The organism is Turicibacter sp. St.80E1, assembly GCF_059728495.1.
On record NZ_AP039386.1, the window covers coordinates 678423 to 702451 of the forward strand.

The 24029-nt window shown below is 37.0% G+C and carries 25 protein-coding genes, 18 tRNA genes and 1 other annotated feature; of the genes, 41 read left to right on the forward strand and 2 right to left on the reverse strand.

What is annotated here, in order from left to right:
• Positions 1–50 precede the first annotated feature (50 nt).
• The 4 genes from AC6I0I_RS03120 (at position 51) to radC (ending at position 3458) form a co-directional block, all read left to right on the forward strand.
• Complete coding sequence (locus AC6I0I_RS03120) at positions 51–533, forward strand: PASTA domain-containing protein (RefSeq protein ID WP_161831581.1); 483 nt, start codon at positions 51–53, stop codon at positions 531–533.
• Between the two features lie 144 nt (positions 534–677).
• Positions 678–1958, forward strand: a complete 1281-nt coding sequence (locus tag AC6I0I_RS03125) for a bifunctional folylpolyglutamate synthase/dihydrofolate synthase (RefSeq protein ID WP_161831582.1) — start codon at positions 678–680, stop codon at positions 1956–1958.
• 100 nt (positions 1959–2058) lie between these two features.
• The gene (locus AC6I0I_RS03130; RefSeq protein WP_202618720.1) at positions 2059–2751 is read left to right on the forward strand and encodes a sporulation protein; all 693 of its coding nucleotides are present in this window, start codon (positions 2059–2061) and stop codon (positions 2749–2751) included.
• A gap of 23 nt (positions 2752–2774) precedes the next feature.
• Complete coding sequence (radC, locus tag AC6I0I_RS03135; protein WP_304940773.1) at positions 2775–3458, forward strand: RadC family protein; 684 nt, start codon at positions 2775–2777, stop codon at positions 3456–3458.
• A gap of 58 nt (positions 3459–3516) precedes the next feature.
• On the opposite strand, the gene AC6I0I_RS03140 is transcribed toward radC, so the two are convergent.
• Positions 3517–3870, reverse strand: coding sequence for a DUF1622 domain-containing protein (locus AC6I0I_RS03140; RefSeq protein WP_161831583.1), 354 nt, complete (start codon positions 3868–3870; stop codon positions 3517–3519).
• 315 nt (positions 3871–4185) lie between these two features.
• Between AC6I0I_RS03140 and AC6I0I_RS03145 the strand changes: the two genes are divergently transcribed.
• The 13 genes from AC6I0I_RS03145 (at position 4186) to AC6I0I_RS03205 (ending at position 14777) form a co-directional block, all read left to right on the forward strand.
• Positions 4186–4746, forward strand: coding sequence for a GNAT family N-acetyltransferase (locus AC6I0I_RS03145; protein WP_161831584.1), 561 nt, complete (start codon positions 4186–4188; stop codon positions 4744–4746).
• 163 nt (positions 4747–4909) lie between these two features.
• Positions 4910–5761: a rod shape-determining protein MreC gene (mreC, locus tag AC6I0I_RS03150; protein WP_262953459.1), complete on the forward strand. Its 852-nt coding sequence runs from the start codon at positions 4910–4912 to the stop codon at positions 5759–5761.
• Positions 5754–6272, forward strand: a complete 519-nt coding sequence (mreD, locus tag AC6I0I_RS03155) for a rod shape-determining protein MreD (protein ID WP_262953458.1) — start codon at positions 5754–5756, stop codon at positions 6270–6272. Before mreC ends, mreD begins: the two co-directional genes overlap by 8 nt.
• A 188-nt stretch (positions 6273–6460) precedes the next feature.
• Positions 6461–7252: a peptidoglycan DD-metalloendopeptidase family protein gene (locus tag AC6I0I_RS03160; RefSeq protein WP_262953457.1), complete on the forward strand. Its 792-nt coding sequence runs from the start codon at positions 6461–6463 to the stop codon at positions 7250–7252.
• Positions 7253–7268: 16 nt separating this feature from the next.
• Positions 7269–8087: a site-2 protease family protein gene (locus tag AC6I0I_RS03165; RefSeq protein WP_262953456.1), complete on the forward strand. Its 819-nt coding sequence runs from the start codon at positions 7269–7271 to the stop codon at positions 8085–8087.
• 20 nt (positions 8088–8107) lie between these two features.
• The gene (locus AC6I0I_RS03170) at positions 8108–8503 is read left to right on the forward strand and encodes a response regulator (protein ID WP_161831589.1); all 396 of its coding nucleotides are present in this window, start codon (positions 8108–8110) and stop codon (positions 8501–8503) included.
• Positions 8504–8749: 246 nt separating this feature from the next.
• Positions 8750–8821, forward strand: a sequence feature (ribosomal protein L21 leader region).
• 17 nt (positions 8822–8838) lie between these two features.
• Complete coding sequence (gene rplU / locus AC6I0I_RS03175; RefSeq protein ID WP_161831590.1) at positions 8839–9147, forward strand: 50S ribosomal protein L21; 309 nt, start codon at positions 8839–8841, stop codon at positions 9145–9147.
• A gap of 11 nt (positions 9148–9158) precedes the next feature.
• Positions 9159–9470, forward strand: a complete 312-nt coding sequence (locus AC6I0I_RS03180) for a ribosomal-processing cysteine protease Prp (protein WP_161831591.1) — start codon at positions 9159–9161, stop codon at positions 9468–9470.
• Positions 9471–9481: 11 nt separating this feature from the next.
• Positions 9482–9766 (forward strand): 50S ribosomal protein L27, encoded by a 285-nt coding sequence (gene rpmA, locus AC6I0I_RS03185; RefSeq protein ID WP_161831592.1) that lies wholly within the window; start codon positions 9482–9484, stop codon positions 9764–9766.
• Positions 9767–10338: 572 nt separating this feature from the next.
• A complete protein-coding gene (gene obgE / locus AC6I0I_RS03190; RefSeq protein WP_161831593.1) occupies positions 10339–11622 on the forward strand; it encodes a GTPase ObgE in 1284 nt (427 codons plus the stop codon).
• 717 nt (positions 11623–12339) lie between these two features.
• Complete coding sequence (locus AC6I0I_RS03195) at positions 12340–13155, forward strand: LysM peptidoglycan-binding domain-containing protein (protein WP_161831594.1); 816 nt, start codon at positions 12340–12342, stop codon at positions 13153–13155.
• Positions 13156–13331: 176 nt separating this feature from the next.
• Entirely contained in the window at positions 13332–14096 is a 765-nt protein-coding gene (locus AC6I0I_RS03200) for a hypothetical protein (protein ID WP_161831595.1), read from the forward strand.
• A 213-nt stretch (positions 14097–14309) separates the two neighbouring features.
• On the forward strand, positions 14310–14777 hold the full coding sequence (locus AC6I0I_RS03205; RefSeq protein WP_161831596.1) for a hypothetical protein: 468 nt from the start codon (positions 14310–14312) through the stop codon (positions 14775–14777).
• 5 nt (positions 14778–14782) lie between these two features.
• Here AC6I0I_RS03205 and AC6I0I_RS03210 read toward each other — a convergent pair whose 3' ends face one another.
• On the reverse strand, positions 14783–15952 hold the full coding sequence (locus tag AC6I0I_RS03210) for an MFS transporter (protein ID WP_161831597.1): 1170 nt from the start codon (positions 15950–15952) through the stop codon (positions 14783–14785).
• Positions 15953–16200: 248 nt separating this feature from the next.
• Between AC6I0I_RS03210 and AC6I0I_RS03215 the strand changes: the two genes are divergently transcribed.
• The 24 genes from AC6I0I_RS03215 (at position 16201) to AC6I0I_RS03330 (ending at position 23844) form a co-directional block, all read left to right on the forward strand.
• Positions 16201–17007: a hypothetical protein gene (locus tag AC6I0I_RS03215; protein ID WP_161831598.1), complete on the forward strand. Its 807-nt coding sequence runs from the start codon at positions 16201–16203 to the stop codon at positions 17005–17007.
• Between the two features lie 606 nt (positions 17008–17613).
• Positions 17614–18783, forward strand: coding sequence for a THUMP domain-containing class I SAM-dependent RNA methyltransferase (locus AC6I0I_RS03220; protein ID WP_161831599.1), 1170 nt, complete (start codon positions 17614–17616; stop codon positions 18781–18783).
• A 325-nt stretch (positions 18784–19108) separates the two neighbouring features.
• A complete protein-coding gene (locus tag AC6I0I_RS03225) occupies positions 19109–19309 on the forward strand; it encodes a cold-shock protein (protein WP_161831600.1) in 201 nt (66 codons plus the stop codon).
• A gap of 183 nt (positions 19310–19492) precedes the next feature.
• The gene (locus AC6I0I_RS03230; RefSeq protein WP_161831601.1) at positions 19493–19789 is read left to right on the forward strand and encodes a rhodanese-like domain-containing protein; all 297 of its coding nucleotides are present in this window, start codon (positions 19493–19495) and stop codon (positions 19787–19789) included.
• Positions 19790–19999: 210 nt separating this feature from the next.
• Complete coding sequence (locus AC6I0I_RS03235) at positions 20000–20836, forward strand: phosphatase PAP2 family protein (protein ID WP_262953455.1); 837 nt, start codon at positions 20000–20002, stop codon at positions 20834–20836.
• A 166-nt stretch (positions 20837–21002) separates the two neighbouring features.
• Positions 21003–21079: transfer RNA gene (locus tag AC6I0I_RS03240), tRNA-Glu, on the forward strand.
• A 15-nt stretch (positions 21080–21094) separates the two neighbouring features.
• A tRNA-Pro gene (locus tag AC6I0I_RS03245) sits at positions 21095–21171 on the forward strand.
• 9 nt (positions 21172–21180) lie between these two features.
• Positions 21181–21257, forward strand: a tRNA-Met gene (locus tag AC6I0I_RS03250).
• Positions 21258–21275: 18 nt separating this feature from the next.
• Positions 21276–21368, forward strand: a tRNA-Ser gene (locus AC6I0I_RS03255).
• A gap of 19 nt (positions 21369–21387) precedes the next feature.
• Positions 21388–21463 (forward strand) — tRNA-Met (locus AC6I0I_RS03260).
• A 3-nt stretch (positions 21464–21466) separates the two neighbouring features.
• A tRNA-Asp gene (locus tag AC6I0I_RS03265) sits at positions 21467–21542 on the forward strand.
• Between the two features lie 11 nt (positions 21543–21553).
• Positions 21554–21629 (forward strand) — tRNA-Phe (locus AC6I0I_RS03270).
• Positions 21630–21634: 5 nt separating this feature from the next.
• Positions 21635–21710: transfer RNA gene (locus AC6I0I_RS03275), tRNA-Asp, on the forward strand.
• An 11-nt stretch (positions 21711–21721) separates the two neighbouring features.
• Positions 21722–21797: transfer RNA gene (locus AC6I0I_RS03280), tRNA-Phe, on the forward strand.
• 5 nt (positions 21798–21802) lie between these two features.
• A tRNA-Asp gene (locus AC6I0I_RS03285) sits at positions 21803–21878 on the forward strand.
• A gap of 18 nt (positions 21879–21896) precedes the next feature.
• Positions 21897–21972 (forward strand) — tRNA-Lys (locus AC6I0I_RS03290).
• A 35-nt stretch (positions 21973–22007) separates the two neighbouring features.
• Positions 22008–22096 (forward strand) — tRNA-Leu (locus AC6I0I_RS03295).
• A gap of 8 nt (positions 22097–22104) precedes the next feature.
• Positions 22105–22181, forward strand: a tRNA-Arg gene (locus AC6I0I_RS03300).
• Between the two features lie 16 nt (positions 22182–22197).
• A tRNA-Glu gene (locus AC6I0I_RS03305) sits at positions 22198–22274 on the forward strand.
• Positions 22275–22288: 14 nt separating this feature from the next.
• Positions 22289–22364 (forward strand) — tRNA-Val (locus AC6I0I_RS03310).
• 6 nt (positions 22365–22370) lie between these two features.
• Positions 22371–22446, forward strand: a tRNA-Thr gene (locus tag AC6I0I_RS03315).
• A 4-nt stretch (positions 22447–22450) separates the two neighbouring features.
• A tRNA-His gene (locus AC6I0I_RS03320) sits at positions 22451–22526 on the forward strand.
• A 4-nt stretch (positions 22527–22530) separates the two neighbouring features.
• Positions 22531–22604 (forward strand) — tRNA-Gly (locus AC6I0I_RS03325).
• A 133-nt stretch (positions 22605–22737) separates the two neighbouring features.
• A complete protein-coding gene (locus AC6I0I_RS03330) occupies positions 22738–23844 on the forward strand; it encodes a DegT/DnrJ/EryC1/StrS aminotransferase family protein (RefSeq protein ID WP_262953962.1) in 1107 nt (368 codons plus the stop codon).
• The last annotated feature ends 185 nt before the right edge of the window (positions 23845–24029 follow it).

Genomic DNA, 24029 nt, shown 5'->3' on the forward strand with positions numbered 1-24029 from the left:
CGCTTTATGACTAAAAAGATAACTAATTAAATGAATAAGGATGTGAGGGTATGAAAAAGAAAAGAAAAAAGTACCGGCTAAATGCAAGGTTTTATTGTCTCGTATTAAGCCTTGGTATTATTGTTGCACTTTTTATGAATGTGAGTGCAACGCTCCGACTCAATACGATTCCAAATTTCCATGGATGGTCGACGAAGAAGGTCATGCAGTATGAAAAAGATCATGAAAATATTTTAATGATTTACGACTTGGAGTATTCTTATGATGTGATACAAAACTGTGTCATTGAACAATCGATTAAACCACGAACAAAAATTAGCAATGATCCATTAATTTTAACATTGAAGGTTTCTAAAGGTCGGCCTATCATGGAAGACTTTATTGGAAAGAACTTAAAGGATGTCGAGGAATTTGCTAATCATTATGAATTGAATCTTAAGGTTAAGGGAGAAGAGGGGATTATTTCATCCCAGACGATTAAGGCGGGGGAAGTTTTATCAAGGGGAATGACACTCTCAGTCACGTTAAAATAGGATATAGGGCCCAAAAAACTTTTCATGTTTTATCGCTAACCCGAGATGAGTGAAGAGGAAATTTAGTGTACTTGTCTGAATGTAGAATGGATTTTACGGATAAAAATTAATCGAAACTAGATATCAATAAAGGAAGTGATGGTTATGTTTACACATGGGAGCGAGGTTATTGGTTGGATTAATGGCCAGTTAAGGTTTGGTATTCGTCCGGGACTTTCTCGAATGAAAGAAGCGTTGAAACAATTGAATCAGCCGCATTTAAAGGTTCCGACGATTCATATTGCAGGAACAAATGGAAAAGGGTCGACGGTTACCTATTTGCGATGTGTTTTAGAGGAAGCAGGGTATCGTGTAGGAACCTTTACGTCTCCGTATATTGAGACGTTTAATGAGCGTATTTCATTAAATGGAAGACCGATTAGTGATGAAGACCTTGTTAAATGTGCGAATCGAATTTACTCAGTTGTTGATTTAATAAATCAATCTGATTTAGGTCCGTTTACCGAGTTTGAGATCATAACCTTACTTGCTTTTGTTTATTTTGAAGAGGCCGACGTTGATGTGGTTATCTATGAAGTTGGATTAGGGGGGCGTTTAGATGCTACAAATGTGATTAAGCCGATGGTTTGTGGTATTACAAATATTGGTTTGGATCATGAGCAGATCTTGGGCTCTGCACGGACTCAAATTGCCTATGAGAAGTTAGGGATTGTGAAGCAAGGGGTGCCACTTATTACGACGGAAGAAGATCAGGAAGTTTTAAAAGTATTTGAGGAGGTAACTGCTAAACGTCAATCCCCCCTTATTAAGGCTTTAGAACTTTATCAACCGACCGAAATCTCCTTAAGTGAAAATGGGGTTACTTTTGATTGGCCCTCTCTAAACAGGGTACAATTATCTATGAAGGGGGAGCATCAGGTTAAAAATGCGACGTTAGCTTACGCCATCCTTAAATTTTTAAAAGAAAAAAGGAAATGGGATATTTCTAGCGTAAATATATATAGGGGGATGAAATTGGCCTTTTGGGCTGGCCGTTTTGAGAGGGTGAGACAACATCCACCGGTTATTTTAGACGGGGCGCATAACGTAGAAGGGATGAAAAATTTGTGTGAGACCCTTTCGAAACTTTATCCTATGAAACGAAAGATCTTTATCGTAAGTATTCTTAAGGATAAGGATGCTCATGAAATGTTCAAATTTTTGGCTGATGTGGCCGATGAGGTCTATTTTACGACCTTTGATTATCCGCGTGCCCAGTCAGCACGTGCGCAATATGAGTTGTTTAATCGATCAAATGCTAGCTATGAGGAAGATTTTAAAGGGTTGACTGAATCTGTAATGGGAAGACTTGGCGAGGGGGATTGCTTAGTCATTACAGGATCATTGTACTTTATTTCAGAGGTGCGAAAATTAGTATGTGCTTGAGATTTAGACAATTTTCTTGATTGTCATCTGATATGATGAAACAACAATATAGACGTAGTAATATTAGAAGTAATGAGTGAAGATGATAGGTGGGAATGAGATGAAAGGAAAGAAATTAAAGACTATTATTTCGAAGATTGATTTTAAAAAGGCACGGCCGTTTATTTTATTAACAGTGATTTTTACGGTGCTAGGATTGTCGTTTGGGAAGGCACTTGATACGTTCTTAGTTCGTACGGATGATTCAAAAGAAGTCGTAGAAGTTAAGAATGATGAGACAAATCCTGCAAGTGATTCACAAGAAGAAAAGGAAGCGAGTAAGGACGGCGATAAAAAAGATAAAAAGGAAGAAAAGGTTGCTGAAAATAAAATTTTTATTATGCAGCATGGGGTTTATGAAACATATGATAATGTGTTGAACCTGGCAGGGGAGTTAAAACAAATTGGTTACAATTATGGAATTTTAAAGGTGGATGGAAAATACTCGGTATTTTCTTATATTGGCGGGACAAAGGATAGTCTAGCACCGGTTAAGGAACAGCTAACAGAAAAGAAAATTGACTCCTTTATCAAGGAAGTTGAGGTTCCTCTAGATGACTTAAAATGGAATTACTTTGTTCAGGCAGTTAAACAACGGCCATATGAGATGGATGCAGAGTTTATCCAAACGTTTACAGATGATGAGATGCATATCTGGGGGTACTATGTGACACTCGCTACCTCATCTTTTGAAGCAAACTCGCCTGAGCGACAAAAGATGTTATTAGAAATTTATCAATGGTTAAATGGATAAGAATAGGATGTGATTAATTCAAAATGGAATCGTTTATGATCCGTGATTTACCCTACGAAGAACGACCGAGAGAGCGATTATTATTGGAGGGCGCACATTATTTATCTAATGCAGAATTGTTGGCCATTTTACTTCGAACGGGAAGTAAAGGTCAATCGGCATTAGCTATCGCGCAGAAACTTTTAAGGCAGTCTGAGGGCTTGAAGTTTCTAAATGAAATGACGGTTGAAGAGTTAATGAGTATTCAGGGAATCGGGGAAAGCAAGGCTATTCAGATTTTGGCAAGTATCGAACTTGGAAAACGAATTAGTAAAGCGAGTCATATTAAACAAGATTCTATTTTGTCTCCTGAGGATTGTGTCTCTTTTTTAGCAGCGGATATGAAACATTTAACACAAGAACATTTTATTGTCTTATTTTTGGATACTAAAAATTATATTATTGGTCAGAAGACGATTTTTATTGGATCTTTAAATAAGGCTATTGTTCATCCGAGGGAGGTTTTTAAAGAGGCGATTAAGCGATCATCTGCTTCTGTTATTTGTGCTCATAATCATCCGAGTGGGGATGCCACCCCATCTCAACAAGACATTCAGCTAACCCATCGGTTGTATGAGGCAGGGGAATTGATAGGAATTAGATTGCTTGATCATCTTATTATTGGAGATAATCAATTTACAAGTTTAAAGGAAAAAGGATACCTTTAATGAAAGAAACTCGTAGGTTAATCACTATTCAGTGAGATAATCGCTACGAGTTTTCTTTTTATTCTTTGTTTTCATGAAGGTGCTTCTGTTTTTCATCCTGACGAATTTCCCATTCAATAACAATGGTCATCAGGACACGAAGTAGGAAAATAGATCCGAGAATGATAAGTTCATTAAGACTTTGGATAAGTACTGTTTTTAAAATCTCGGCTGCTAATTTAAACTCAAGACCGGTTGCCATTGAGTTAGCAAATTGGTGTTTTGTCGGATAATGGTCCTTGAAAATAAGTGTTTTCATGTAATGATAGAACGCACGGAATGCGCCGAGCGTAATGATGAAAATGCCCATGGCTTCAAGGATTTGAATAATATAAGGTAAAAATTGTTCAATAAAATGTTCCAATGGTGACATACAGTTATTCCTTCCCAAGATAATCGAATCTTAGTCATAGTTTTCCTATTATAAAAAGTGTTTATACGATAAATTTATAGTTATAGAAATAAAAGTAGCTATTAGTGGACGGAAGAAGAGGGGGGGGCTTATTTATTTAGAGGAAGAGGTAATATTGATGGTTGAATGCCCACGTTTGGCATAGAATATAAAATGATGTGATTGATGGAAATCTCATTTTAACGTTTATATAGGAATTTGGATTGTTTATAGTCATAAATTTTATGATGAGTGAGAAACTTTCATGGATGTCATGTTTAGAGGGGAGAGTTTTAAATGAAGCATATAGGAACATGTCCATTACACACGCCGAGGTTATATTTAAGACGCTTTGAGGTGAGTGATGCTCAGATGGTATTTAATAATTGGAGTAGTGATGAAGAGGTGGCAAAGTTTGTGGCTTGGGCGCCGCATGAAAACGTAGAGATGACGCAACGCATTTTAGAAAGTTGGGAGCGGGCCTATCAATTAAAGGATACCTACCAATGGGCGATTGTTGATCGTGAAAATCAAGAAGTGATTGGTTCAATCTCACTTTTTCAATTTCATCGACGAGGAAGAAAGTTTTATTGCGAGTTAGGATATTGTTTAGCAAAAAATTATTGGAATAAGGGGTTAGCTACTGAAGCCGCCCATTGTGTATTAAGCTTTGCCTTTTTTGATGTGGGAGTTGATGTAGTGACAGCGAAGTATGATGTTTTGAATAAAGCTTCTGAGCGAGTGATGCAAAAGATTGGAATGACGCGTGATAAATATATTCGTCGTGCCGTGTTGACTGAAAGGCGTGGATGGGTAGATTGCGAGACTTACTTCATTTTAAAAAAGGATTTTAAATAAAAGGAGATACTTCTTTTTTAACCTCGCCTCGATCTCATGTAAATTGTGTGAAAAACATTATTTATGACGTTTTATGTGAGGAAAGGCTCTTGTTTCAGACTTATCAATTATATATAATAGGCAATATGGATTAGATTATTGTAAAGACGTAGGATGTGGTTAAATGAAGGGTGTTAATCATTTAAAGGTATTTTTGATTATTGTTTTAGTATTTATGACGCTTATTACGGTTGGATATACGATGCATCAGGAGACTCGTGGGTCTATTCCTCAGCGATTGATTAAGGATGGGATGGTTGTTGTTCAAACCGGTTATACGGGAATAGTTGAGGGCTTCAAACGTTTCTTTGTCAATTTGAATGACCTCTTTCATACATACGAAGAGAATAAAATGTTAAAACAACAGATGTATCAGTACGAATCATTAGAGGTTTATACGCATCAGTTAGAGGAACAGTTGGCTTCATTAGAAGATTTACAACAGACGGGAACGTCTTTAGTTGCGTATGAAACGATTAATGCGACAACGGTGATGCGTAATGTTGACCAGTGGCACGACTTTATTTTTATTAATAAAGGAAGTAAACAGGGGATGAAAGAGAATATGGCCGTGTTATCAAAAGAGGGATTTCTCATTGGTAAAATTATCTCAGTTACTGATTTTTCATCTAAAGTTAAGTTAATTAAGAATCAAGATTTTGGAAGTAAAGTTTCGGCTATTATCGATGGGAAAGAGGGTTCTATTGGAACCGTGGAAGGTTATGATTATACAACTGACGAATTAGTGATGACTCAGGTATCAAAAGATGTAAAAGTGGATAAAGGGGATAAGGTAATTACGAGTGGATTAGGTGGTGTATATCCTAAATCACTTTTAATCGGTTACGTGGATCGCATAGAGGTTAGTAAAGATGGATTAACCCAAACGTTGTACTTAAAAGGAGAAAAAAATTACGATAATATGGATTATGTAATTGTTGTAGCGCGTGAGGCGGTGACGATAGATCATGAGTAGATTAATTATTACGTTTGTGACCTGTTTTGTCATGGATAATCTATTAGTCAGTTTTTTGCCCATTGACCCTATTGTTAGCTATTACTGGGCAATTCCCAATGTCTTTTTAATCTGTTTAGCTTTTTTTACTTTTTATGATAAGGGAATTAGACCTTTTATTTTCGCTTTTATTTTCGGCTTTCTTTATGATGTGTGTTACGCGGATTTAATTGGTTTATATACTTGTTTGTTTCCTATTCTAACGTTTATTATGGTGAGGTTTGTTTCTCAAACCATGCCGATTAATTTGCTGTCGATGATGGCGATGGTCGCTATCTTGGTTATGGGAGAGGAATCCATCGTTTATTTTATTGTGAATACGATGAAAGCAACTAATATGTCAACGTGGACTTTTATCAAATATATTTTAATTCCAACGGCTTTTTTTAATATGCTAGTGACGATTGTTCTCTACCCCATGTTGAAATTTCAATTTAAAATTTATCAAAAAAAGGTTTTGAATGATTTTTAACTAAAAAGAAACGAATCTTGAGCGGACCCCCGACGATTAGACTAAAAAAACTAATTGTTGAGGGTTCGTTTTTTTTCTGTCGATTGTAAAAAGAGTGCAAGCCTCTCTCGAATGTTCTAACTTTTACGCTATACTCATATGATGCAATGAACAAGTCGCACAGATGAAAAAAGTGAGGGGGAAATATCGTGGCCAATTATAAAAAAAAGCATTCATCTTATCGATCGGCTCATGGTAATAAGCAGATTCAGCATTCTGCTGCTTATTATAGACAAAGGAGAAAGGAAGATGAAGGAACGTGGTTCATTAGACGTTTTATGTGTCAATCGATGATTTGTTTATGTGTGTTAATGGGAATCTTAGTTATTCAAAAGCTTCCAAACACAACGATGTACGAGACTGTAAAGAGTTCGGTCATGGGAAATTTTCCATTTGCCAAATACGAAAAAATGTATCAGAACTTCTTGTCAAATATGTTGCCGTTTGAATTTAAATTACCGAGCGATGAAGAGGTAGCGGCAGTGAATGGTGGCGTATCATCAACCATGGATGAGTCAGGAAATCAGGTGGCGTCTAACGATGAAAAAGATACAGAGTTTAATTTGAAAAAGGCGATTAAAAAGGCGACTAATAATGTGGCTTTAAAGGACTACGAAGATGGAGTGGTGATTCAGGCTAAACAGACAGAATCGATTAGAAGCTTTGTATCGGGAATTGTTTTGAACTTAGGTGTCGATGAGAAGATAGGTAATTATGTTAATGTCCAACTACCAGATGAATGGGTCCTAACGATTGGCTTTTTAGAAAATAGGGGAGTTAGTCAGTATCAACACATTAAGGTGGGTGACGAGCTTGGCGTTGGTTCGGTTTTAGAGCTACCGGGGACAGATTTTGAAGAAGAGGCGTTTTATTATTTATCATTAAAAAATGAGGAGGGAGAGTACCAAGATATTATGGATTACTTAAAATCATTGCAATAAATAGGGGGGCTTAATGATGCGTCCAAAACGAATAAAGTTTGATCCTTCTTTTTATGCGATGACCTTACTCGCAATTTTTCTTGGATATTTAAATGAATATATTATATTTGCTCTAACTATTTTAGTTCATGAGTGTGGTCATCTAATGATGGCCGCTTTTTATAACTGGAGGTTTGAACGAATAAAATTCTTTGCCTTCGGAGGCATTATGGAATTCCAGGGAGAATTAAATAAATCGAATGTGGAAGATTTTGTTGTAAGTAGCGGGGGAATTGTTTTTAATTTTCTTTGTTTTTTACTCTTAATTCTAGCCCGTGAAAGGATAAGTCCATATGTTAATTTAACGCTGTATGATTATGCGATAGGAAGTCAGTTGTTTGTTATCTTTTTTAATTTGACACCATTACCACCTTTAGATGGAAGCCGGTTATTAAATGCGTTTTTGTGTTGTTATTTTCCGTATAAGGTAGTTTTAAAGATAATGAAGATAATAAATATAGTCTTAATTGTTCTTTTTATGGCCATAACATTTTTTAACGATTTTCGACAAATCTATCTTGTTATGTCATTTCTTGTTTATTCGACGATTAAGTACAATAAACAAATTTATTTCCTATTTCAACGGTTTTTATTACAGAAAAGAATGTATACAAATGTGGATTTACCAAATAAAATTATTAAATTTAGGAATCATTCCTTGGAGGATAATTTTTATCGTGGATATTTTAACACGTTTCAAATTAACCACCGATTACATGATGAGACGAGCTGGTTGAAGTTAAAATATGAGGAAAATGCGGTCCTAAGTGTTGACGCTCCTTATAAAACTGACTAAAATAGGAGAGACAAGATGAGATGAAGTTGGAGGCGGAGCATAAGGTGGCACAATTGACAGATGATATTTCCGTACTAGTAGTAGATGATAATGAGATTAACTTAATGTTGATGGAAGATATATTAGATGTCATGGACATCAAAAAAGTAAAAACACTTGAAAGTGGGATTGAAGCAATTAAGGAAATTGAGAACAACCCAAATTATGATGTTGTAGTGATGGATATTTGTATGCCGGTTATGGATGGATATGAGGCATCAAAACAACTAAGAAAGATTGGATATGAGGGGCGTATTATTGCCTTGACGGCAAATCAGTTATCAAAAGATGATTCAAAATTTCAAGAGGCGATGATGGATGATATTCTATTAAAGCCCGTTGATCTAATGATGATAAAAAAAGTATTAGGGTGTTAGGGAATACCTTAATACTTTTTTTAGTTAATAGAAGAAAGGCGAAATTACAGCACCTTTTTATCGCAGACGTTCATAGAAGGGATGAAAAGACACGAGATGCCTATGTTTTATAGGGAAGTTTGAAGGAGTCTGTAAAATTTAGTATATATGTTCAAAGAAAAAATCGAAAAAGGTAGAGATAACCAGCTATAAAACGTTGACGAATGATTTTTGCTTTGCTATAATGAACTATGTTGTTAGCACCTTAGGGTACTACAACCGCACGGATAAGGTTTAAATACAACTTGTATACCTTAAATGGCGAGTCTTAGTTAAATTTTAAGGAGGTGCAGGTAATGTACGCTATTATTAAAACTGGTGGTAAACAATTAAAAGTTGAAGTAGGTCAAGCAATCTACATTGAAAAATTAAATGTTGCTGAAGGTGATGTTGTTACTTTCGACGAAGTATTATTCGTTGGTGGAGAAAACGCAAAAGTTGGTGCTCCATTAGTAGAAGGTGCAACTGTAACTGCAAAGGTTGAAAAACACGGTAAAGGTGAAAAAATTATTGTGTTCAAATACAAACCTAAAAAAGGTTACAAAAAGAAACAAGGTCACCGTCAACCATACACTAAAGTTGTTATCGAAGCAATTAACGCTTAATTAAATCGACGATGATTACAGCCAATTTTCACTATAAAAATAATAAAGTTGAGTCATATGAAATTAGCGGCCATGCATTTGCAGGTGAACCCGGTGAAGATTTAGTCTGCGCTGCGGTGAGTGCAGTAACATTTGGCTTAACAAATTCCATTATCAACTTAGATGAATCAGAACTTAGCATAAAAATGGAAGATGGTTATTTATTAGTTGAAAATCTTCCAACTAGTGAAGCTGCTCAAACGCTAATCTATGGAATGATTACTTCTTTGCACACAATTGAAGAAGAACAATTTAAATACTTAACAGTTATAGAAAATAAGTAGGAGGTGGCCCAATGTTAAAGTTAAATTTACAATTTTTCGCATCTAAAAAAGGTGTTGGTTCTACAAAGAACGGTCGTGACTCTGAGTCTAAACGTTTAGGAGCTAAATTAGCTGATGGACAATATGCTTCTGCAGGATCAATTATCTATCGTCAACGCGGAACTAAAATTTATCCAGGAACAAACGTAGGTATGGGTGTGGATCACACTTTATTCTGTAAAATCGATGGTGTTGTTAAATACGAACGTTTAGGACGTGACAAAAAACAAGTTTCTGTATACCCAGAAGCTAAGTAATCGATTTAATCAATCCCCTGATCAGCCGATTAGGGGATTATTTTTTATGCCTTTTTTTCGTATGAGTTTATAAGTTTATTTTAATACTATATATAGACCGAATTAGATTATTTTCAATCCTATTTGAGGGAAGTATAAATAGCCTATAACCGTTTATTTTTATGATTAGATTAAAGTCTAGATAGGGCATGCCGATTAAAAAGTTTTCCGAAGATATTAGTAGAGGATAGCAAGACGTTTATAACCTATGTTATTTTTGCTTGACTCAATGATGCGCATTCTAAGGTACAGGAGTGTGTCTTCGGGTATGGCATGGAGTTTTAGCTGATTTTTTGTTATATAAATAGCACTCTTATTTTCATATATAGGAAAAGTGATGGATTGTTTTCGTTCTTGAAATTTTTAAAGAGTAGTTTAGTCTACTCTATTCATCGCATGCTAAGTCTGTGCCAGAAGGTTTGGGGTTATTTACTTCGTTGATCTCTTACGTTGAAAATATTTATGAGGTACATGTTGAAGAATACTACGTTGAAATGAAGAACCATTTCAATGAATAGAATTGAGGGATACACTTGTTTATCGATCAAGTCAAATTAAAAGTGGCGGCTGGTAATGGTGGAAATGGTGCCGTAGCCTTCCGTCGTGAAAAATATATTGCCAATGGTGGTCCTGCAGGTGGTGACGGAGGAAACGGAGGTAGTGTCATCTTCGTTGCGGATGAGGGATTGTCGACACTATTGGATTTACGTTATAACCGTGTCTTACAGGCGAAAAATGGTGAGAACGGAATGGCAAAAAGTTGCCACGGAAAAAATTCTGATGATTTAATTATTAAAGTTCCTGTTGGGACTATTGTTTATGATAATAGTACGAATCTGATTATCGCTGATTTAACTGAAAATGGTCAGCGTGCGATTATTGCTAAGGGAGGACGCGGTGGACGTGGAAATATTCACTTTGCTACTCCGCGTAATACGGCTCCTGAGCTTGCTGAAAATGGTGAACTTGGACAAAAACGAGAAATTCGTGTTGAATTAAAAGTGTTAGCAGATGTCGGATTAGTTGGGTTCCCAAGTGTTGGTAAATCGACATTGATTTCTGTTGTATCAGCATGTAAACCTAAAATTGCAGCTTATCACTTTACAACGCTTGTTCCTAATTTAGGAGTTGTTCGTGTTCCAGATGGTCGTTCGTTTGTCATGGCAGATTTACCGGGATTAATTGAAGGTGCTGCAACTGGGGCAGGGCTTGGACATCAATTTTTACGCCATATTGAGCGTACACGTGTTATTTTACACGTTATTGATATGTCTGGAATGGAAGGACGCGACCCATACGAAGACTATGTAACTATTAATAATGAACTTGCACAATATCGCTATAAATTGATGGAACGTCCTCAAATTATTGTTGCCAATAAAATGGATATTGGGGATGCAGAGGAAAATTTAAAAGCATTCAAGGAAAAAGTTGGAGACGATATGACGATTATTGAAATTTCGGCTGCAACACGTCAAGGAATTGATCAGTTACTCTATAAAACGGCTGATTTATTGGAAACAACGCCACAATTCCCATTATATGATGAGGAAGAAATGGAACAATCAGTTACATATAAATTCACACCTGAAGAAGCGAAGTTTCATATTTCTCTTGGAGATGATGGGGTTTATGTGGTTTCTGGACCGCATGTGGAAAGAATTTTCCATCAAACAGATTTCAACCGAGAAGCTTCTGTTATGCGTTTTGCTCGTCAGTTACGCCAGCTTGGTGTCGATCAGGCGTTACGTGATCTTGGGGTGGAGGATGGAAATCTTGTTCGTATCCTTAACTTTGAATTTGAATTTAAAGATTAATTTATTTATTATTTCTATACTAGGTTCCCTAATGAGGGGACCTTTTTTCGTTAGGAAATAAAAAGATAGGGAATGGATCTTTTAGCAAAATATCGGGGTGGCAAGGGGAAGTTTCCCATTAAAATATGAGTAAAGGTGGGACCGCGAGCCAGCAAAGGAATTTTAAAAGGTTATAGGCTTATCGAGTATTCATCTTTTTGTCCTCAAGTTAAATGATGCTGTGTCACTTGATAATGTTAGCTTAATTTTAAAGGTTCACTCTTAAGCGCTATGCTTTAGGCGTTGAAAATTATGATGGTGTTAAGTTCTCCCTTTTTCCAATGAAAAATGTATGGGGTGTTGGAAGTATCCTATATGAAGGGATTGTTTTTATGTCAGGGAGTTAGATGCGAACGCTTGAATCGCTTCTCGTTTGAGAAAGTGTTTTTCTATCTCAAGGAATCTATGAGGATCTAAAGATTCAAGGTCTATCATCTTTTTTCATTATCGGATCAACTTTTTAAGGAAGTTTGACATTAGGAAAAGAAATGATGTGTGATCAAGTTTTCTTTTTCTTCTAAAAAGGGGAACTGACATAAGTGGGTCGAAGTAAAGATTCTAGATTTAGAAGTTAATGGGGTGAAAATAGAAAAATACGCTGTTGGTATAAGTTTGTTATATTCATAAAAATGTCATCATATATTGTAGGGAGATGATGTAGAGAGGAGAATCAGGCTTATGAAAATCCACATTGTGCAAAGAAATGATACATTTCAGTCTATTGCTGAAAAATACAATGTCAGTGTTCAGGATTTAATCGGGATGAATACCCATATTAATCACTTAGCTGGCCTTGTTCCTGGGTTAAAAGTCAAAGTTCCTTCACCTGTTCGTAAAGAAGAATCTAATGTCGCACAACATATCCAAAAATATTACCCTAATTTAGACACTAATCCGATTGAACTAAAACCGACTCAAGCCCCTGCGGCAGAAGCTGTTGTGGTCCAAAATGTTCAACAGAGTCAGGTTCAAGTGTCGCCCGCTCACCAAGAGGTGACGCAAAAGGAAGAAGTAAAACCGATTCCATTAAAGCCTTTAAAAGAAGAAACGCCAACTGCCCCAAATGATGGTGTTAAAGTCGAAGTTGGGGGCGTAGCAAAAACGGTTGAGCAGTGTCAAGTATCGGTTAATGAAACGGTTTATAAAAAGCCAGATGAGGCGACTAGTAACACTTCACAAGTTGCCCAACAGGCACCATATCCGTTTCCAGCAACGCCATCGATGATGTATCCTCCGTATCAGGCGGGATGCTTATCGGGAGCGGCCCCTTATCCAAGTCACTATATGAATCCTTGTGCGGTTCCTCCTTATCCAGGTGCTTATGTGAATCCTTATGCTGCAAGAGGCGTACAAGATGAAAGATTCTTTATTGGTGGTTTTGGTTATCCATTCTTCGGTGGAGGATGGGGATGGGGAGGATACCCTTATTATGGAGGATGGGGATGGGGAGGATATCCCTATTACGGTGGATGGTACCGTTATCCATACCTATGAATATAACACATGATTAAGAGAGGGTGCCTTGGCATCCTTTTTTAATTACTTTAATACGTTAACTAAGTGTTTAAGTGCGATTTTCGATGATTTTCTTTTAGGAAATAACATTTATTTTATGAAAAAAACATATGATGAAATGAGTTAAATGGGGAAATGAAGGAGTTGGGGGATTGATGGAGGATGTGAAGCATGCGTATGAAATTCTTGGGGTAACCCCGACGATGTCGCTTGAAGAGATAGAAAATGTTTATGAATGTTTAGTAGACGACTTTTTAAAGCAGAATCATGATTCTTCGCAGGATGAAAGGTTATTGCAATGGGCGGAGGCATTTGAATGTATTGTGGAAAGTCGTATTGATCTTACAGCTTGTTCTGTAAAGGAAAACCGAGGTCAAAAAGTGTTAATCATTCTTTTAAAGGTTGTCGCGGTTATTATATTTTCATGCATACTGATTAAGGAAATTAGCTGGTTGGAGCAACCTGATCCCTCACCTGTTGGTGGAGTAACAACCGATGAGTTATCGAATAATTTTGAGTTGGTTTTATCAAAATTTGATGAGACGAGTTATTGGGATTGGGGGTATTATGAGCAGAAGGACGAATGGACGGTTGTCGTCGCCATTAAGGTTTTGGAAGCGAGTGCGGAGGGAGCCTTAGTTAGCGCATATAATTTTAAATTAGGGGATGATAGTCCAGTAACGACGGTCTCAAAAGATGTTTATAAGGACGAGGAGATTAATCACCTTCATTATCTAGGAAAATATAGTGAACTTGTTCCTCAAAGTCATAAGTTTGCTATTACATTTAGCGTATCTCCCTTTATGCCTGGCGAGCAACGAATCCTTTATTATGAATTTCCTAATGGACGGAAGATTGAGGTAGGTCGTTTAAAGCTCGAAAATATGAATGACCATGAGGATCATGGAATATTGGTTTAAAGGAAAAAAGAGAAGAAGATGTTTATTTTTTTAACGCCGATGGGATTGATAATAAAATAGCGTGAGTAAAAGCATCCCATTCTTGATAAAAACGTCGTTATGTGATGAACGGGATAGACCGACTATTTTTAGTAAGCATAAGGGGTTTTGATAAAAAAGAAATCGCCACCGGCATATCTTGAAACTGGGGGATAAAGAAGAGGGGGGACTATCGTGGAAATTAAAATCATGAGTCAGAAAGAGGCAGAGGAATGGAGTTATAACCAGTGGATGGAGGTTACATTGTTAGTTTCAATTTTGGGGACCCACGCGCCTACGCCCAATTTTTATAGAAATCCTCGAATTATTGATATGATTTCAGTAAGTTTTGATGATATCCATGAGGTGCACGGTGACCAGACATTACTATCAGAGGAGGATTGTCTAAGAATTGGCGAGTTTATTTTAAATCATTTTGATCAGGTGGAAACGATTGTTATTCATTGTTCAACGGGAGAATCCAGATCAGCGGCTATCGCCTTCGCTGTTTGTCGCCTCCTCGGACTTGATGATCGCTGGATTTTTGAATCACCCAAATATTCACCCAATACATACTGTGTTAAAAAGCTTAATCGGGTGTTAGAGCTAGGCCTTAGTGAGGAAGAAATTGTATCCCGATTTGAATATAAAAAAAGACATTAGAGTTCCTAATGTCTTTTTTGTTGATGATGTTGAAAGATTAAAACCAAGCAGGCAATTAAAGCGGTGATTCCTCCCATGAGGAAAGGTAGTTTACTTCCTAAATCGTATAGAAATCCGGCACTTAATGATCCGATAACCATTCCGACAGAACGTGATGAGTTTTGAATACCCATGATTTCTCCTGCATTGTTTTTGGCCTGCTTAGAAATCATACTTTGATAAATAGGTTGTGCCAAGGGCATGACGATAAAGAAGGTCATCAAACAAATGCACGTTAATAATAGGTTTGTTGTGCCTGACCATACAAGTAGCGAAGTAGCTGTTAATCCAATGATCACGATTAGCGTTTTAAACTCATCGTATTTTTTGGCAAGCCGAGGACTAATAAGAAAATTTCCTAAAACTGCGCAGATAGGAACTACACTGAGGATAAGACCGTTTAATTGAGTAGGTAGCTTTAAATCTGACTCAACAAAGTATCCGATGGTTGAGTTATAGGCTGTTGTTGTAATGTTCATTAATGCAACGGTTAGAATGAGTGAGGTCAATAGTGGACCAAATTCAATCTGAGATTTTTTAAAAGTAAGGTGGCTTAATGAGAGGGTTGTTTTTCCTTCTTTTTTATTGACTAGGGTATCCTCTGTTAAGAAAAAGAGACAGATTGTTAATAAAATACAACAAATGAACTGTACAATGAAACTGTTTTGGTAATGTGTCGCTCCAAGCCATCCTCCAATATTTGAACCGGCAGCTGCCCCCATTGAAGTAGTTGCTGCAAGATAGGCGAGTGATTTTGCGCGACCTTTTGCCGACGACAAATCGCTGATGCAGGCCATGATGACCGCTACGTAACTAACACTTAGGATTCCCCCAAGAACACGAAAGATAGAAATTGTAATGGCCGATTGACTCAGCCCAAATCCTAATTGCGTCATGCCGTAGCCTAAAACCCCGAGCATTAGGAACTTTTTTCGTCCCTTATAATCTGAAAGGCTTCCCCAGATGGGAGAAAAGATATAGCTTCCAATTGACATAAGGGCGAAGAAGAGTCCGAACATATAAGAGGGTAACTCTAATTCATTAATGAGCCGCGGAGTCACGGGGTGTGCGAAGTTAAAGACGGTCATAATTAAAAAGTTAAAAAATAAGAATTTCCGTAATGTTTTTTGTTCCATAAAGCCTCCTTATAAAATGTTTGACTAATGACAGGATTAATAAGTCTAAACAAACACTATCATTATATAAAATTTAACATTCAACTACAAATGTTAAGTGTTAAAAGTCGAACGAAAGTTACCTCCTCCTTATCATATAGGAGCTAAAAAAAGCGTATGTTTCTAGTAACACGACGATGTTTTGCAACGATAGGATATAACACTGAAAGGGGGGAAGTTGCAAGCCATTAAATCTTGCAACAAAAAGGATGGGTATAAAAAATAAAACTTATTATAGAAACTGGTATCAACAATGGAGAGAAGAAGAACAAATAAGGTTAGAAAAACAATCGACGAATGAACTAAGAACGTATCAATATAATGTCGATACAACCCAATACCGAGCCAATCATGATTTAGGTAGAAAAAATGTTGGTTATACACGAAATAATCATCGTAAATCGCAGTCCCCGTATCAAAAAACTAGAAATGGAAATCAGATGGCAGACATTACGCTATCTACTCAAAACTCATTTGCGGATATATTACGTGGAATTTTAGTTGGAATCCCGTTGGTTGTTGTATTACTTACGGTTCTTTATGTCGGTGGGGTTATTCCTCAGAATCAGGTAAATCAATTTTTAGGTCTTTCGACTAACAAAGTAGTAACTGATTATATCGGCAAGTATGATGAGCTGATGCTACTACATAATGAAATTAATAAAAGTTTGTCTGATCATATGAGTACGGGTAATTTTTCTAGTGTTTATCTTCAGGAATTAAAAGAGAAACAAAATCAGATAGCGGTTAAAACTCAGGAAATCATGGCTACAGAAGGGGATAACTTTTCTGAGATGGGACGCCTATTGAATCTTAAACTAACTAGCCTTAATCAGTTAATGGGTAAACTTGAAGGTAGCGAATCTCTAACTGAGGAAGTGAAACAGGCCTACAATCAGTTTGTAAGTGATCAAAATGAGGTAGGAAACCAAATTGTCCTAGCATTGACTAACCTTTTAGATGCCAATAAGATTCCATATACGAAAGAAGTAAATGGAGCCATTCAAATTAAATAAAAAAAGTCATTCAACGCGTTTGAATGACTTTTTTTATAAAGAATTACTTGAAAAACGTCTTTAAGGTAGCGGGATAGGATTTGTTTTGGGTAAATGAGGATTAAATGATGAAAAAAGCCACCCAAACGAATGAATCGGCTTAAAATAGCCTAATATAATATGTAAACAGAAACGTGTTCTACGTTTTGTATAGAAAAATGGAATGCAAGGATTAAGGTCGTATAAGACACAGGCGTGTTCAGTTAAAGTTCTTTACGGAGTAAAGAATAGCTAGGTTTCATAGATACTTTAAAAGTATAGGGTTAATAAATTAAAAATGGCGAATATAGATCTGAAGGGAGGGAATGATTAAAACGAAGGAGTAAAACTTCTATTTTTATAGAAAAATATATGATATAATAATATTTTTCATAATTAGACAGAAAAAGATAATTATTGCCATGTGGGAAGATTAATGATAAACTTAAAAATGGTATTTTAATATAGGTATTAAAAATTAATAGCTAGAAATTTTAATATAAACGTAGGATATAAGTAAATATAATGCTATCACAGTAACGCAAGGCTTGAATGATTCGTTACTTTAAGATAAGGAGAAATAGATATATGGATTATAAACTAATTGCAACAACGACGTTTGGAATCGAAGCCGTTACGGCGAAGGAGTTACGACAACTAGGTTATGAAGATTTACGCTTAGAAAATGGAAAGGTTCATTTCGAGGGTGATGAAATGGATATTGCAATTACTAATACGTGGTTAAGAACGGCTGACCGTGTTTTAATTAATATTGCAGAATTTGAGGCAACAACATTCGAAGATTTATTTAATCAAACCGAAGCGATTGATTGGAGTCAATACATCCCTGTTAATGGAAAAATGCACGTTGTCGGAAAGTCAATTAAATCTACATTACATAGCGTTCCTGACTGTCAAGCGATTGTAAAAAAAGCGGTAGTAAAGAGTATGCAACGCGCCTATAATCAGGATTGGTTTTCTGAGGACGGGCCAGTTTATAAGATAGAGGTAGCCCTTCTAAAAGATATGGTAACGTTAACGATTGATACAACAGGTCCGGGGTTGCATAAACGTGGCTATCGTGAGTTCGCGGGGGAAGCGCCGTTAAAAGAAACATTAGCAGCTTCACTAATTCTCTTATCTCGTTGGAAACCGGAACGACTTTTAGTTGATCCATTTTGTGGGTCAGGGACCATTTTAATTGAAGCTGCTATGATTGGAAACAACATTGCACCGGGATTAAATCGTACGTTTGTTTGTGAAGAATGGCCATCAATGGACAAAGAAATTTTTGAACAGGTTCGTGATAGTGCCCGAAAGGCGATAAAAAATAACTCATTACGTATGTTTGGTTATGATATCGATCCTCAAGTGTTACGCACTGCACGTCAAAATGCTGAAAAAGCTGGAGTTTCAAAAGCGATAGAATTCCATCAGTTAGATTTCCATAAATTCTCTTCAAATTATAAATATGCTTATATGATTACAAACCCTCCTTATGGGGAGCGCCTTGGTGAAGAGGATGAAGTATTTAAATTAAATAAAAAAATTGGAATGATGAAACGAAAATTATCGACATGGGATTTCAATATTCTAACGTCGTTCTCTAAATTCGAAAAAGCGTTTGGTCGCCAGGCAGATAAGAATAGAAAGTTATATAATGGGCGTATTTTAACGCGTTATTATCAATATTTTGATAATAATTTAAAACAAAAATATGGATCAGTTGTGCCGGTAGTTGAAGAAAAATCGGAGTAGAATAAAGTGTTGTTCAGGAAAATTCTTCTTTCGAACGTTTATAACAAATAGATGAAGTAGGCCCGTATCCCATTAGTAAATAAAAAAGGATGTTCTTCTTATTAAGAAGACATCCTTTTTTATTTACTCTCTGAATTAACAGTGTTATATAAAATTATAAAAAATAGTAAAAGGAGAGTATATAAATTTTAAAAGGAGGTATTCTATAAACGATAGTTCCATTACACTTAAAACATATCTCAAGCAAAATGAAATTAAGATATTGCTTTTAAATGAAGGTAACTAGTTAATATATTTTATACTTATATTTTGGAGGTTTTTCAAAATGGCAACAGGAACAGTAAAATGGTTTAACGCCGATAAAGGATATGGATTTATTACTGCAGATAGTGGTGACGAAGTGTTTGTTCACTTTTCTGAAATTCAAGGAGACGGATTCAGAACTCTAGAAGAGGGACAAAAAGTTGAATTCGAGGTTACACAAGGTGATCGTGGACCACAGGCTTCAGGCGTACAAAAATTATAAAAATTTAAATATAAAAGAGTCGATTTTATTCGACTCTTTTATATTTAAAATACTCGCCTATTATTTAAATAAGACTTATAATAAGGGAAGACCTTTTATTAAACATATGAACTTATTAGGATTCATTCATTTATATTTACTTAAAGGACGAAAAAATTATTTATAATCAAGGGGGAAGTAATAATGAAATCTGTGACTATTCAGTCTTTAAAGGAAAAGTTAGATTCAATTGATATCATTGATATTCGGGAGGTTGAGGAGTTTAATGCATTACCTAAACTTAAACAAGCCAAACATATTCCAATGAATCAGTTGATTCAAAAACCAGAGTCTTATTTAAATAAGCAGGAATGTTATTATTTAATTTGTCGGTCAGGAGCGAGAACTGCAAATGTTACTCAGTATTTAGATAGCCTTGGATATAACGTTATCAATGTAACCGGAGGAATGTTGGAATATTATAACGAGCGGAAAGCTTAATGAAGTAATCTTTTGTATTGAATTTTTAAAGGTAATGCCATTACTATCCTAGGCAGCAACGAGCAATCTAACAAAAAGAATGTTCGAACGAAAATGAAGCGATTAGCGTATCTTTTATTGATGAAAGAGGTAGTTCTAAAGGGCCGATTTTATAAATAAGATGATGGTAGGAATTTATAAATAGATGATGAATCGGTTAGGAGAGGAAATGTGGAGTTAGAAATTATTCGTTTTATACAAAGCTTTCATACCCCGCTTTTAGATCAATTATTTCAGTTTATTACCCAATTTGGAGAGGCGCCTTTTAAGATTATGTTTGTCTTAGGAATATACTGGTGCATTGATAAAAGGATGGGTGAATATTTAAGTTATTCGTTTTATACAAATTTAATGTTTAATCATACGGTAAAAAACATTGTTAATGCAAAAAGACCTATAGGAGAAGAAGGAGTTCGCTCGCTAAGGGTTTCAACTGCGACAGGTAGTTCTTTCCCAAGTGGACATTCACAGGGTGCTGCTTCTACCTATGGTGCCGCCTATTTGATTTTAAGAAGGTATAAATCAGCCATCATTTTATTGATACTGGTTTTACTTGTTGGGTTGTCACGGCTTTACCTAGGGGTTCATTACCCAAAAGATGTGGTGTGCGGAATTTTGTTTGGTTTAACGATTAGTTACTGTACATACAGGTTGTTTTTAAGGTCTGAGGATAAAAGTAAACTCTATTTAGCTACGCTTGTTTTATTCCTTCCCTTTCTTTTAGTATTACCACATCATCCTGCTCATATGGTAGGTGAATATTTAGGGTTTATAGTCGGTGTAGCCTTTGAAAAAAAATATGTAAATTTCAAAGTTAAGGGACGAATTGCGATGCGGTTATTTCGTTTTATGATAGGAATCGTATCTTTATTTATTTTAAAATGGTTCCTCATAACCTTGCCCTTTAAAGGCATGGTTTATCAATTTTTATACGGAGGATTGCTAGCTTTTTATAGCTTTGCAGGTTATCCCTATCTATTTAGATGGCTAAATAAAGGTAAGCATTGATGACTTACCTTTATTTTTTTGAAAAAAATGCGAAAATTGTTTTGACAAACCCGTTAAAGGATGATATTATTAAGAAGTTCCAAAAAGCGACAAAGAACGAGAAAATAAAAAAACTTTTGACATAAGTTGTTGAATGTGTTAAGATAAGAAAGTCGTCTTGAGAGAAGGCCCGTTGGTGAAGCGGTTTAACACACATGCCTTTCACGCATGCATACACGGGTTCGAATCCCGTACGGGTCACCATTAAAAATAATAGATCGGGAAGTGGCTCAGCTTGGTAGAGCACCTGGTTTGGGACCAGGGGGTCGCAGGTTCGAATCCTGTCTTCCCGACCATAATAAAAAGGCGGAGTAGCTCAACTGGCTAGAGCGTACGGTTCATACCCGTGAGGTTGGGGGTTCGAGTCCCTCCTCCGCTACCAAAATAAATATGGAAAAATGGAGGAATACCCAAGTCCGGCTGAAGGGATCGGTCTTGAAAACCGACAGGGCGTGAAAGCGTCGCGGGGGTTCGAATCCCTCTTCCTCCGCCATATTAAAATAAATAAACATCGCGGGGTGGAGCAGTTGGTAGCTCGTCGGGCTCATAACCCGAAGGTCGCAGGTTCAAGTCCTGTCCCCGCAACCAAAAGGTCCAGTGGTGTAGCGGTTAACATGCCTGCCTGTCACGCAGGAGATCGCGGGTTCGATTCCCGTCTGGACCGCCATTTAAATAAAAGGCTTGGTAGCTCAGTCGGTAGAGCAAAGGACTGAAAATCCTTGTGTCGGCGGTTCGATTCCGTCCCAAGCCACCATATAAGGTCCAGTGGTGTAGCGGTTAACATGCCTGCCTGTCACGCAGGAGATCGCGGGTTCGATTCCCGTCTGGACCGCCATTTAAATAAAAGGCTTGGTAGCTCAGTCGGTAGAGCAAAGGACTGAAAATCCTTGTGTCGGCGGTTCGATTCCGTCCCAAGCCACCATACAGGGTCCAGTGGTGTAGCGGTTAACATGCCTGCCTGTCACGCAGGAGATCGCGGGTTCGATTCCCGTCTGGACCGCCATTTAAATAATAAATAAAAGTCCTGCTAGCTCAGTTGGTAGAGCATCTGACTTTTAATCAGAGGGTCAGAGGTTCGAGTCCTCTGCAGGACACCATTTTAAAAAAAGGTGCGTGCCTGAAATAATGAAATGCCTGGGTGGCGGAACTGGTAGACGCACAGGACTTAAAATCCTGCGGGTGGTGACACCCGTGCCGGTTCGATTCCGGCCCTAGGCACCAACTTAAAAGCGCCTATAGCTCAATTGGATAGAGCGTTTGACTACGGATCAAAAGGTTAGGGGTTCGACTCCTCTTGGGCGCGCCATAAAAAGTGTTAAAAAGGCCCGTTGGTGAAGCGGTTTAACACACATGCCTTTCACGCATGCATACACGGGTTCGAATCCCGTACGGGTCACCATTAAAAATAAAAGTGGAGGATTAGCTCAGCTGGGAGAGCATCTGCCTTACAAGCAGAGGGTCGGCGGTTCGAGCCCGTCATCCTCCACCATAAAGAGCCGGAATAGCTCAATTGGTAGAGCAACTGACTTGTAATCAGTAGGTTGCGGGTTCAAGTCCTGCTTCCGGCACCATATGGCGATTGTGGCGAAGTGGTTAACGCATCGGATTGTGGCTCCGACATTCGTGGGTTCGATTCCCATCAGTCGCCCCAGTATGCGGGTGTAGTTTAATGGTAGAACTTCAGCCTTCCAAGCTGACTGTGAGAGTTCGATTCTCTTCACCCGCTCCAATATGAATTTTAACATCCTTCGGGATGTTTTTTTTATTTTCATGTACGGGGTGGAAATCGAGGATGGTATAATATTTTTAGAACGCTAAGCAATAGGCGTCGTAGAATTATGGATGAAAGAGGGGGTAACTAAGTGAAGAAAGTTTGTTTGGCAGCTCCGCATTTATATGAGGAGAGGAATGAAAAGATAACTCTTGATCGGTTTTTAAATGGTGAGCAAGCGGGTGACTTAGAGATTGTAAAGTTTGAAAAGGAACTTTCATCATACGTTGGTACTAGAAAAGCTTTGGTTCTTTCGAGTGGTACGGTGGCTATCCGTCTTGCCTTGAAGTCGCTTGGTGTGAAAAGTGGGGATGTCGTTTTCTGGTCATCAATTACGTATCCTCCATCTTGTCAAGCTATACTTTCTTTAGGAGCAACGCCAGTATTTATCGATATTGATCCTTTAACTTGGGGGATGTGCCCACAATCTTTAAGGCTAGCCTTTCAACAATTAAAAGAGAAAGGGCAACGACCACGTGCCGTTGTCGTTGTTAATTTGTATGGCCAAAGTGCGGATATGGATCCTATTTTAGAGATTTGTCATGAGTATGGAGTGCCTGTTTTAGAAGAGGCAGCTGAGTCATTAGGTGCGACTTATAAAGGACGTATGAGTGGTACCCTAGGCGCAGTAGGGATTTATTCCTTTAATAAAAATAAGATAATTACGACTTTATTTGGAGGGGGAGCATTAATATCAAATGACCCCTCATACGTTGATAAAGCTAGAGATTGTTTATCTGAGAATAGAAATGATTTAATGTCACCTATCGCGGCAAGTATAGGGCGTAGGCAACTTGAGGTGTTGGCTAAACGTCTTGAAAGAAAAAAAGAAATTTATGAAACGTATAGGCGCGCTTTTAAAGAGATAGGTGAAATAGAAATGATGAATATTTGCGATTATGGACATTCGAATTACTGGTTATCTGTTATGACGGTTAAGAGGGGTTCTGTAGTAACCAGTAAGGAAATTATGGAAAAATTGAAATCTCATCATATTGAATCACGACTTGTTTGGAAGCCAATGCATTTTCAACCGGATTTTTCCGACTTTCCTTTTTTTACAATACAGGAGGGGACTTCTATTGCAGAGGATTATGCAAATAGAGGGATTTGCTTGCCTTCTGATACCCAAATGACACAAGGGGAACAAGAGCGAGTGGTAAATATTGTTAAACAATTGTTTATAAATAGTAAGTAATGAACTAAAAGATTGAAAGTAACCGGATAAGATATTACGGGTACTTTCTTTTTTATCGTTTTAAAGATTTGACTTATCTTAAAAAGAGATCGGGGATTGGATTAGGGGAGTGTGCAGAAAAAGTTATTAATTATTTAAGTTTAAAAAATTTAAAATAGGTAATATTAAAAAAGTAATAATTTTTT

Coding starts and splice junctions, on each gene's coding strand:
- AC6I0I_RS03200 (WP_161831595.1), top strand. CDS start 13,332: ATGGAGGATGTGAAGCATGCGTATGAAATTCTTGGGGTAACCCCGACG.
- AC6I0I_RS03130 (WP_202618720.1), top strand. CDS start 2,059: ATGAAAGGAAAGAAATTAAAGACTATTATTTCGAAGATTGATTTTAAA.
- AC6I0I_RS03165 (WP_262953456.1), top strand. CDS start 7,269: ATGCGTCCAAAACGAATAAAGTTTGATCCTTCTTTTTATGCGATGACC.
- AC6I0I_RS03145 (WP_161831584.1), top strand. CDS start 4,186: ATGAAGCATATAGGAACATGTCCATTACACACGCCGAGGTTATATTTA.
- AC6I0I_RS03180 (WP_161831591.1), top strand. CDS start 9,159: ATGATTACAGCCAATTTTCACTATAAAAATAATAAAGTTGAGTCATAT.
- AC6I0I_RS03120 (WP_161831581.1), top strand. CDS start 51: ATGAAAAAGAAAAGAAAAAAGTACCGGCTAAATGCAAGGTTTTATTGT.
- rpmA (WP_161831592.1), top strand. CDS start 9,482: ATGTTAAAGTTAAATTTACAATTTTTCGCATCTAAAAAAGGTGTTGGT.
- mreD (WP_262953458.1), top strand. CDS start 5,754: ATGAGTAGATTAATTATTACGTTTGTGACCTGTTTTGTCATGGATAAT.
- AC6I0I_RS03230 (WP_161831601.1), top strand. CDS start 19,493: ATGAAATCTGTGACTATTCAGTCTTTAAAGGAAAAGTTAGATTCAATT.
- AC6I0I_RS03140 (WP_161831583.1), bottom strand. CDS start 3,870: ATGTCACCATTGGAACATTTTATTGAACAATTTTTACCTTATATTATT.
- AC6I0I_RS03215 (WP_161831598.1), top strand. CDS start 16,201: ATGGGTATAAAAAATAAAACTTATTATAGAAACTGGTATCAACAATGG.
- AC6I0I_RS03170 (WP_161831589.1), top strand. CDS start 8,108: ATGAAGTTGGAGGCGGAGCATAAGGTGGCACAATTGACAGATGATATT.
- AC6I0I_RS03195 (WP_161831594.1), top strand. CDS start 12,340: ATGAAAATCCACATTGTGCAAAGAAATGATACATTTCAGTCTATTGCT.
- AC6I0I_RS03220 (WP_161831599.1), top strand. CDS start 17,614: ATGGATTATAAACTAATTGCAACAACGACGTTTGGAATCGAAGCCGTT.
- mreC (WP_262953459.1), top strand. CDS start 4,910: ATGAAGGGTGTTAATCATTTAAAGGTATTTTTGATTATTGTTTTAGTA.
- radC (WP_304940773.1), top strand. CDS start 2,775: ATGGAATCGTTTATGATCCGTGATTTACCCTACGAAGAACGACCGAGA.
- AC6I0I_RS03210 (WP_161831597.1), bottom strand. CDS start 15,952: ATGGAACAAAAAACATTACGGAAATTCTTATTTTTTAACTTTTTAATT.
- rplU (WP_161831590.1), top strand. CDS start 8,839: ATGTACGCTATTATTAAAACTGGTGGTAAACAATTAAAAGTTGAAGTA.
- AC6I0I_RS03225 (WP_161831600.1), top strand. CDS start 19,109: ATGGCAACAGGAACAGTAAAATGGTTTAACGCCGATAAAGGATATGGA.
- AC6I0I_RS03125 (WP_161831582.1), top strand. CDS start 678: ATGTTTACACATGGGAGCGAGGTTATTGGTTGGATTAATGGCCAGTTA.